The 9344-nt window shown below is 53.4% G+C and carries 7 protein-coding genes; 3 read left to right on the top strand and 4 right to left on the bottom strand.

From position 1 onward, the window contains the following. Both M8Q36_RS24480 and acrA read right to left on the bottom strand, forming a co-directional pair. Positions 1 to 2628, bottom strand: a 2628-nt coding sequence (locus M8Q36_RS24480) for an efflux RND transporter permease subunit (protein ID WP_249882693.1), incomplete at its 3' end; no start/stop codon positions are given. 22 nt (positions 2629 to 2650) lie between these two features. Beyond that, a complete protein-coding gene (gene acrA / locus M8Q36_RS24475; RefSeq protein WP_045509162.1) occupies positions 2651 to 3844 on the bottom strand; it encodes a multidrug efflux RND transporter periplasmic adaptor subunit AcrA in 1194 nt (397 codons plus the stop codon). Between the two features lie 142 nt (positions 3845 to 3986). Here acrA and acrR point away from each other — a divergent pair, with 142 nt between their 5' ends. Together acrR and mscK are read left to right on the top strand one after the other, a co-directional pair. Beyond that, on the top strand, positions 3987 to 4640 hold the full coding sequence (gene acrR, locus M8Q36_RS24470; protein WP_200552945.1) for a multidrug efflux transporter transcriptional repressor AcrR: 654 nt from the start codon (positions 3987 to 3989) through the stop codon (positions 4638 to 4640). Positions 4641 to 4767: 127 nt separating this feature from the next. Further along, positions 4768 to 8124 (top strand): mechanosensitive channel MscK, encoded by a 3357-nt coding sequence (mscK, locus tag M8Q36_RS24465; RefSeq protein ID WP_249879622.1) that lies wholly within the window; start codon positions 4768 to 4770, stop codon positions 8122 to 8124. 17 nt (positions 8125 to 8141) lie between these two features. Here mscK and rsmS read toward each other — a convergent pair whose 3' ends face one another. Both rsmS and priC read right to left on the bottom strand, forming a co-directional pair. After that, positions 8142 to 8297: a pleiotropic regulatory protein RsmS gene (gene rsmS, locus M8Q36_RS24460; protein WP_249879621.1), complete on the bottom strand. Its 156-nt coding sequence runs from the start codon at positions 8295 to 8297 to the stop codon at positions 8142 to 8144. A 13-nt stretch (positions 8298 to 8310) separates the two neighbouring features. Then, the gene (gene priC, locus M8Q36_RS24455) at positions 8311 to 8838 is read right to left on the bottom strand and encodes a primosomal replication protein N'' (protein WP_249879620.1); all 528 of its coding nucleotides are present in this window, start codon (positions 8836 to 8838) and stop codon (positions 8311 to 8313) included. A gap of 68 nt (positions 8839 to 8906) precedes the next feature. On the opposite strand from priC, the gene M8Q36_RS24450 reads away from it, so the two are divergent. After that, on the top strand, positions 8907 to 9284 hold the full coding sequence (locus M8Q36_RS24450; RefSeq protein ID WP_249879619.1) for a DUF454 family protein: 378 nt from the start codon (positions 8907 to 8909) through the stop codon (positions 9282 to 9284). Positions 9285 to 9344: the final 60 nt, after the last annotated feature.

Below are 9344 nucleotides of genomic sequence, written 5' to 3'. Positions count from 1 at the left end.
CAGCGCTGGCGCCTGGTTACCGGAGAGACGTTCCTGGTAGGACATCCCCGTCCAGTCATAGCCGATACCGGTAGGCAACTTGCTGGCCAGCTCTTCCATCATGGCCATCGCTTCACCGGTACTTTTACCCGGAGCTGCCTGACCAAGAAGTTCCATTGACGGCAAACCGTTGTAACGTTCCAGACGCGGTGAACCATATTCCCAGTGCGTGGTCGAGAAGGCCGAGAACGGCACCATCTGACCATCGGCTGCACGGACGTACCAGTTACCGATGTCGCTTGGCAGCATGCGGTATTTCGCCTGCGACATCACGTACACTTTCTTCACGCGACCACGGTCGATGAAGTCGTTAACGTAGCTCCCACCCCATGCTGCTCCCAGCGTGGTGTTGATATCGCTAATTGATACGCCCAGCGCCTGCGCTTTTTCCTGATCGATATCGATCTTGAATTGCGGTGTATCTTCAAGCCCGTTAGGACGCACGCCGACCAGTAGATCCGGATGCTGCGCGATTTCACCAAACAGCTGGTTACGCGCTTGCGTTAACTTCTCATGGCCGAGGTTAGCCTGGTCGATTAACTGGAAGTCGAAGCCGGTAGCCGTACCCAGCTCGACAATCGCTGGCAGGTTAAAGGCGAAGACCATCGCATCTTTAATTGACGCAAAGTGCGCACTGGCACGGCCCGCAATGGCCGGAACCTTGTTCGCTTCACCGGGGCGTTCATCCCAGTTTTTCAGCGAAACGAATGCCAGACCGGTGTTCTGACCGCGACCGGAGAAGCCGAAACCGTTAACGGTAAAGACGGAGTTAACGTTGTCTTTCTCGTTTTCCAGATAATATTTCGTCACTTCATCCAGCACTTTCTGCGTGCGTTCTTGAGTCGCACCCGCAGGCAACTGAGCCATGGTCAAAAATACACCCTGGTCTTCATCCGGCAGGAACGAACTTGGCAGACGCACAAACAGCACCGCCATGCCCGCAACGATAATGATATAGAGCAGCAAATAACGACCGGTGCTGCGCAGGATGTTGCCCACACTGTCGGTGTAGTGGTGCGTGCTCTTCTCGAACATGCGGTTGAACCAGCCGAAGAAGCCTTTTTTGCCTTCGCCGTGATCGCCTTTTGCGACCGGTTTCAGCATCGTGGCGCACAGCGCTGGCGTCAGGATCAACGCCACCAGTACAGAGAGCACCATCGCAGAAACGATGGTGATCGAGAACTGGCGATAAATCGCGCCGGTAGAACCACCAAAGAAGGCCATCGGGATAAATACGGCTGACAGAACCAGCGCAATACCGACCAGCGCGCCCTGAATCTGCTCCATCGAGCGGCGTGTCGCCTCTTTCGGCGGCAAGCCCTCTTCCATCATCACACGCTCGACGTTTTCCACCACCACGATAGCGTCGTCTACGAGTAGGCCTATCGCCAGCACCATACCAAACATGGTGAGGGTGTTTATCGAGTAGCCAAACGCGGCGAGGATGGCGAAAGTACCGAGCAGCACCACCGGCACCGCGATGGTTGGGATAAGCGTTGCGCGGAAGTTCTGCAGGAACAAATACATTACCAGGAACACCAGCACGATCGCTTCAACCAGCGTTTTCACCACTTCGTTAATCGAGATCTTAACGAACGGGGTGGTGTCGTACGGGTAAACCACTTTCAGACCGTGCGGGAAGAACGGTTCCAGTTTGGCAATAGTCGCGCGTACTGCCTCGGCGGTATCCAGTGCGTTCGCGCCGGTTGCCAGTTTAATCCCCAGACCGGCTGCCGGTTGACCGTTGTAGCGGGCGATAACGTCGTAGCTTTCGCCGCCCAGTTCGATCTTCGCGACATCACGCAGACGAACCTGCGAGCCATCGCTGTTCACTTTCAGCAGGATTTTGCCAAACTCTTCGGTCGAGGTCAGACGGGTCTGCGCGATGATGGAGGCGTTCAACTGCTGCCCTTTCACCGGCGGTGTACCGCCTAACTGACCTGCCGCTACCTGGGCGTTCTGCGCTTTAATAGCCGTAATCACGTCAACCGGCGTCAGCTGGAAGTTATTGAGTTTGTTCGGATCCATCCAGATACGCATTGCATACTGCGCACCAAACAGCTGAACATCACCCACGCCCGCAGTACGGCTGACCGGATCTTTAATGGTCGCGCCCACATAGTCGGCGATATCTTCCTGCGTCATTGAGCCATCAGTACTGATCATACCGAGAACCATCAGGAAGCTACTGGATGATTTCTCAACGCTAACACCTTGCTGCTGTACTTCTTGCGGTAACAACGGCATCGCCAGTTGCAGTTTGTTCTGCACCTGAACCTGCGCGATATCCGCATCAGTACCGGAGTCGAAGGTGATAGTGATCTGCACCGTACCAGAGGAATCACTGGCAGAGGACATATACAGCAGGTTATCGATACCGTTCATGTTCTGTTCGATAACCTGCGTTACGGTATCCTGCACCGTTTTCGCATCAGCACCTGGGTAGGAAGCCGTGATCTGAATTGCCGGTGGCGCGATCGTTGGATACTGCGCTACCGGCAATTTGAGGATCGAAAGCGCCCCCGCCAGCATGATGATAATCGCGATAACCCACGCAAATATGGGGCGATCGATAAAAAACTTAGCCATGTCTTAACGGCTCCTGTTTAAGTTAAGACTTCGGTTTTTCTGACTGGCCGCCGGCCTGGGCTTGCTCTTTATTGTCAGAAGTCACTTCCTGCGCTTTCACCTGTGCGCCCGGTTTGACTTTTTGTAAGCCCGTGATGATCACGCGATCGCCGGTTTTCAGGCCATCCGTTACGAGCCATTTGTCGCCAATGGCTTGGGTCGCAGTGATATTACGGATTTCAACTTTGTCACCTTCGCCCACAACCATCACCGTTGCATCGCCGCGCGGTGTACGGGCAACGCCTTGTTGCGGAACCAGCATCGCGTTCGGATTTACACCCTCTTCAAGCCTGGCGCGCACAAACATGCCCGGCAGCAGAGTGTGGTCAGGGTTCGGGAACACCGCACGCAGCGTGATAGAACCGGTGGTTTGGTCAACGGTCACACCGGAGAACTCCAGCGTACCAGTCTGCGAATACTGAATGCCGTCATTGGTGACCAGTTGCACTTTCGCTTTGCCGTTTTCCTGTTTCAGAGAACCATTGGCCATCTCTTGTTTCAGGCGCAGGAAGTCGTTGCTCGACTGGGTTACATCAACGTAGATCGGGTCAAGCTGCTGCACGGTAGTCAGCGCAGTCGTTTGCCCACTCTGCACTAACGCGCCTTCCGTTACGGTCGAGGTACCGGTGCGGCCGCTAATTGGCGAGGTCACTTTGGTGTAAGCCAGATTGATACGCGCGCTTTCAACCGCTGCTTTTGCGGCGACAACCGACGCATTAGCCTGCTGTGCATCCGCCTGCGCGGTGTCGTAATCCTGTTGGCTGATGTACTTGGTGCCGAGCAGCTTTTTATAACGATTCACGGTCATCTGCGCGATATTCGCAGCAGCTTGCGCTTTAGCAAGATCGCCTTTCGCGCTGTCGTAAGCCGCTTGATAAGTTGCCGGATCAATCTGATAGAGCGAGACACCTGCTTCAACGTCACTGCCTTCGGTGAAGTTGCGTTTTAAAATAATGCCGCTAACCTGCGGGCGGACTTCCGCAATGCGGTACGCACTGGTTCTGCCCGGCAGTTCTGTGGTGATTTGCAGAGGTTCAGTTTTGACCGTTACGACGCCAACTTCTGGCATCTGGCCTGCTCCCTGCTGCGCAGGTTTTTCGTCACATCCTGTAAGCGCTAAGCTGCCCGAAAGCATCAGAACGACCGCCAGAGGCGTTAACCCTCTGTTTTTGTTCATAAGTAAACCTCGAGTGTCCGATTTCAAATTGATCAATGGATCAATGGCCCAAAAACCCATTGCTGCGTTTATATTATGGTCGTGCTATGGTACAAACATTCACAAATGTATGTAAATCTGACTCCTGTAAATTCACCAACATATGGCACGAAAAACCAAACAACAGGCGCTGGAGACTCGTCAGCACATTCTTGATGTCGCCATGCGTCTGTTTTCGCAGAATGGCGTTTCTGCAACGTCGCTGGCTGAAATTGCGCAGGCGGCAGGCGTGACTCGCGGCGCGATTTACTGGCACTTCAAAAACAAGTCGGATTTGTTTAGTGAAATATGGGAGCTATCAGAGTCCAGTATTAGCGATCTTGAGACTGAGTATCGGGCAAAATTCCCCGGCGATCCACTCTCTGTATTAAGAGAAATATTGGTTTATATCCTTGAAGCAACAGTTGTTGAAGAACGGCGTCGCTTAATGATGGAGATCATTTTTCACAAATGTGAGTTTGTCGGCGAAATGGCAATTGTGCAAGAAGCGCAGCGGAATTTGTGTCTGGAAAGTTATGATCGAATCGAGCTTACACTTCGCGAATGTATGCAGGCAAAATTGCTGCCGGACAATTTACTGACCCGCCGCGTCGCAGTGCTTATACGCGCCTATGTTTCGGGAATTATGGAAAACTGGCTCTTTGCGCCGCAATCTTTTGATCTCAAAAAAGAAGCGCGTGATTACGTTTCTGTCTTGCTGGAGATGTGCCAGCTCTGCCCGACGCTACGCGCTGAGCAGCACGCGCTTAACGCATAACATTACGAGCCGCCAGGATTTCTCCTGGAGGCTTCTCACTTCGCTAGGTTGTTGCATAACAGCGTGATATTCTTGCGCACGTGGCTATTCCGGCCGCCTTCCCGAACAGAAAACGATCGCTCAAATTATGTTGCACAACTATCGCACGCGAAACACGTTCGCCGCTTTTGCCGCCGCATTGTTTCTTGTCATTATTTGCCTTGCGAGTAACGTCGCCCGGGCGCAGACAACCAACGATTTGCCTTCCCGCACCGATGTGCAAAGCCAGCTTGACGCGTTGAATAAGCAAAAAGAGCACTCCGCGCAGGACAAATTGGTTATCCAGGATTTAACGGAGACGCTGGACACGCTCGACAAAATTGACCGGGTCAAGCAAGAAACCGCGCTGCTCAAACAGAAAGTTGCCCAGGCGCCAGACAAACTGCGCCAGGCAACGGATGCGCTCAACGCGCTTAACGATAAAGACAACGACGACGAGACGCGTAAAACGCTGGCCTCGCTCTCCCTGCGCCAGCTGGAATCTCGCGTTTCACAACTGCTGGAAGATCTACAAACCGCGCAAAATGACTTATCCAATTACAACAGCCAACTGGTGTCATTACAGACTCAGCCGGAGCGTGTGCAGAATTCTATGTATTCCGCTTCGCAGCAGCTGCAACAAATTCGCAACCGTCTGAATGGCACTGCGGCGGGTGAAGGCGCACTGCGTCCTTCGCAGCAAAATCTGTTGCAGGCACAGCAGGCATTGCTCAATGCGCAGATCGAACAACTGCGCAAAAGCCTGGAAGGCAACACGGTATTGCAAGATACGCTGCAAAAGCAGCGTGATTACGTCACTGCGAACAGTAACCGCCTTGAACACCAGCTCCAGTTATTGCAGGAAGCGGTAAACAGCAAGCGCCTGACGCTAACCGAAAAAACCGCGCAAGAAGCGGTTACGCCAGACGAAACGGCGCGCATCCAGGCGAACCCGCTGGTAAAACAAGAGCTGGATATTAACCATCAACTGAGCCAGAAATTGATTGCCGCGACAGAGAGCGGTAACGCGCTGGTGCAGCAGAATATCAAGGTGAAAAACTGGCTCGATCGTGCGTTGCAGTCTGAGCGCAATATAAAAGAACAGATTTCCGTATTGAAAGGCAGCTTACTGTTGTCGCGTATTCTCTACCAGCAACAGCAGACCTTACCGTCGGCGGATGAACTGGAAGATATGACCAACCGCATTGCGGATCTGCGTCTTGAGCAGTTCGACATTAACCAGCAGCGCGATGCCCTGTTCCAGAGCGATAACTTTGTCGCCAAGCTGGAAGAGGGGCACCAGGCCGAGGTTAACGACGAAGTCCATGACGCGCTGTTGCAAGTGGTGGATATGCGCCGCGAACTGCTCGATCAACTGAACAAGCAGCTTGGCAACCAGCTTATGATGGCCATCAACTTGCAGGTGAATCAGCAGCAATTGATGAGTGTGTCGAAAAGCTTGCAAGAGATCCTGACCCAGCAAATCTTCTGGGTGAACAGTAATAAGCCGATGGACTGGGAGTGGTTCAAATCTTTCCCGAAAGCGCTACGCGACCAGGTTAAAAGCACCAAAATCACCGTTAACTGGGAAAAAGCCTGGCCAGCGGTGGCCATTGCCTTTCTGGCCGGTTTGCCATTATTACTGATTGCCGGGGTGATTCGCTGGCGTTTGCGCTGGCTGAAAAGCTACCAGGCGAAACTCGCCGCCCAGGTCGGACAACTGCGTAGCGACAGCCAGTTACATACCCCGAAAGCGATTTTTATCGATCTGATTCGTGCCTTGCCGGTCTGTTTGCTGATCCTGGCAGTCGGCCTGATCCTGCTAACCATGCAGTTAAACATTAGCGAGCTGCTGTGGGCATTCAGTAAAAAACTGGCGCTGTTCTGGCTGGTATTTGGCCTGTGCTGGAAAGTGCTGGAAAAAGACGGCGTTGCGGTCAGCCACTTTAATATGCCCGCCCAGCTTACCAGCCACTGGCGTCGGCAGATTGTGCGTATCAGCCTGGCATTATTGCCGCTGCACTTCTGGTCGGTGGTATCAGAACTTTCTCCGCTGCATCTGATGGATGATGTGATCGGGCAGTTTGTCATTCTGATCAACTTGTTGGTGATCACCGCGCTGGTGTGGCCGATGTTCCGCGAAAGCTGGCGTGATAAAGAGTCGCACAGCATGCGTCTGGTGACAGTTACCGTGCTGGCGATTGTACCCATTGCCTTAATGGTGCTGACGGCGACGGGTTATTTCTACACCACGCTGCGCCTCTCCGGGCGCTGGATTGAAACGGTTTACCTGGTCATTATCTGGAACCTGCTTTACCAGACGGTGCTGCGAGGCTTAAGCGTAGCGGCACGCCGTATTGCGTATCGTCGTGCGCTGGCGCGTCGGCAGAATATGGTGAAAGAGGGCGCGGAAGGGGCTGAGCCGCAAGAAGAACCGACCATTGCGCTGGAGCAGGTTAACCAGCAAACATTGCGTATCACGATGTTGGTGATGGTCGCGCTGTTTGGCGTGGTGTTCTGGGCGATTTGGTCTGATTTGATCACCGTTTTCGCCTATCTCGACAGTATCACCTTGTGGCATTACAACGGCACTGAAGCCGGTGCGGCGGTGACGAAAAGCGTGACGCTTGGCAGCTTGCTGTTTGCGGTGATTGTCTTTGTGGTGGCATGGGCGTTAATCCGCAACTTACCGGGCTTACTTGAAGTGCTAATCCTCTCGCGGCTGAATATGCGCCAGGGCTCGTCTTATGCCGTCACTACTATCCTTAATTACGTCATTATTGCCGTTGGCGCGTTAACCGTGTTCGGCTCGCTTGGCGTCTCATGGGATAAACTGCAATGGCTGGCAGCCGCGTTGTCGGTTGGTCTCGGGTTCGGCTTACAGGAAATTTTCGGTAACTTTGTTTCCGGCCTGATTATTCTGTTTGAACGCCCGGTTCGCATAGGCGATACGGTAACAATTGGTACATTCTCCGGTACGGTCAGCAAAATCCGTATCCGTGCCACCACCATTACCGATTTTGACCGCAAAGAGGTCATCATCCCGAACAAAGCGTTCGTCACTGAGCGTCTGATTAACTGGTCGTTGTCCGATACCATTACCCGCGTGGTGATCCGCATTGGCGTGGCGTATGGTTCAGACCTCGACAAGGTGAAAAAAGTGTTGCTGAAAGCGGCGATGGAGCATCCAAAAGTGATGCACGATCCGGAACCGTCCGTCTTCTTCACTACTTTTGGTGCCAGTACGCTGGATCACGAGCTGCGTCTGTATGTGCGTGAACTACGCGATCGCAGCTATACGGTGGATGAGCTCAACCGCACCATCGATAAACTGTGTCGCGAGAATAATATTGATATCGCCTTCAACCAGCTGGAAGTGCATCTGCGTAATGATAAAGGTGATGAGCTGACCGAAGTGAAGCGTGAGCTAAAAGGTGACGATCCGACACCGTCGGTCGCACAGTAAAAAACGTGGCCCCTCTCTTACGGGAGAGGGGCTGACAGTTGTTTGTTTTCAAAATCTTTTTTAACAATCTCCAGCGCCTTCAGCACCAGCTCAGGCGCAATATCATGCTGCTCCAGCAACATAATCAAATCCACCGCCAGCTTGACCTCATCCGGGGCATTTTCCAGTGACATTCTCTCTCCTGGGTTAACGGGTTAAGCGCGTCAGCACGCCTTCGATCTTCTCCAGCGCATGGCGGCAACGGGTGAGCCTGCCGGCAAACGCTTCAACTTCCTTCTGCAACTGTTGCTGTTCAACAAGCGTCGTGACCGAGCGCAAACGCTGTTCGCGTTCTTGTTTCATTGCCAGCAGCCGACGCTCATACTCCTGATGCTTCAGGCGTCTGCGTTGCCAGCGTGCGATGCCCGGCGATGCGTGATCCCACTCGCGCAACGACCAGACGGCACTTTCACGCGTTAACGCCGCGATTTGCGCGGTCAAATGCTCCGCCAGCCAGACCACTTGTTCTACCCGCCCATGCTCAACTGCGTGGCGTAACGCCACCATATTCGCTGTACTTTCATCAAGATAAGATTGCATCCGCGTACTGCGGGTTTGAAAAAGATGCCTGTCAAAACGGGCGCTAACCGTGGCGTGATGCGCCAGCGGTGCGACCTGCTGGCGTAGCGTCGCGAGTTGTTGTTCCAGCCTCTGTAAAAGCACGGCGCTTTTCACGCGTCTTCCCCCTGTAAATCATCCTGACTGTGCTACATTAGCCGCTCATCCTGATAACGATTCGCATTATGCAACGCACTATTTTAATCATCATAGGCTGGTTGGCGGTAGCCCTTGGTACGCTCGGCGTGGTGTTGCCGCTGCTCCCAACCACTCCTTTTATATTGCTGGCGGCATGGTGCTTCGCCCGCTCTTCGCCGCGTTTTCACCAGTGGTTGCTCTACCGTTCCTGGTTTGGCGGCTACCTGCGCCACTGGCAGCAGTACCGCGCGATGCCGCCGGGCGCGAAGCCGCGCGCGATTGCGCTCATCCTGGTTACGTTCGCCATTTCATTGTATTTCGTGAAGATGCTATGGGTTCGAATTCTGTTGCTGTTCATCCTGGCCTGTCTGCTTTTATTTATGTGGCGCATTCCGGTGATTGACGCAAAGCAACAAAAACCATAAAGCGCAGCGAAGGCAGTTGCAATTGTGGCGGACTGCCAGTAAATTCGAGCGTTTTCGAGC

It is taken from the genome of Kosakonia sp. R1.Fl (assembly GCF_023516815.1).
Taxonomy (GTDB): Bacteria; Pseudomonadota; Gammaproteobacteria; order Enterobacterales; family Enterobacteriaceae; genus Kosakonia.
Note: the sequence above shows the minus strand (reverse complement) of the source record. Positions and strands in the feature narration are given on the sequence as shown.

Coding starts and splice junctions, on each gene's coding strand:
- acrA (WP_045509162.1), bottom strand. CDS start 3,844: ATGAACAAAAACAGAGGGTTAACGCCTCTGGCGGTCGTTCTGATGCTT.
- acrR (WP_200552945.1), top strand. CDS start 3,987: ATGGCACGAAAAACCAAACAACAGGCGCTGGAGACTCGTCAGCACATT.
- mscK (WP_249879622.1), top strand. CDS start 4,768: ATGTTGCACAACTATCGCACGCGAAACACGTTCGCCGCTTTTGCCGCC.
- rsmS (WP_249879621.1), bottom strand. CDS start 8,297: ATGTCACTGGAAAATGCCCCGGATGAGGTCAAGCTGGCGGTGGATTTG.
- M8Q36_RS24450 (WP_249879619.1), top strand. CDS start 8,907: ATGCAACGCACTATTTTAATCATCATAGGCTGGTTGGCGGTAGCCCTT.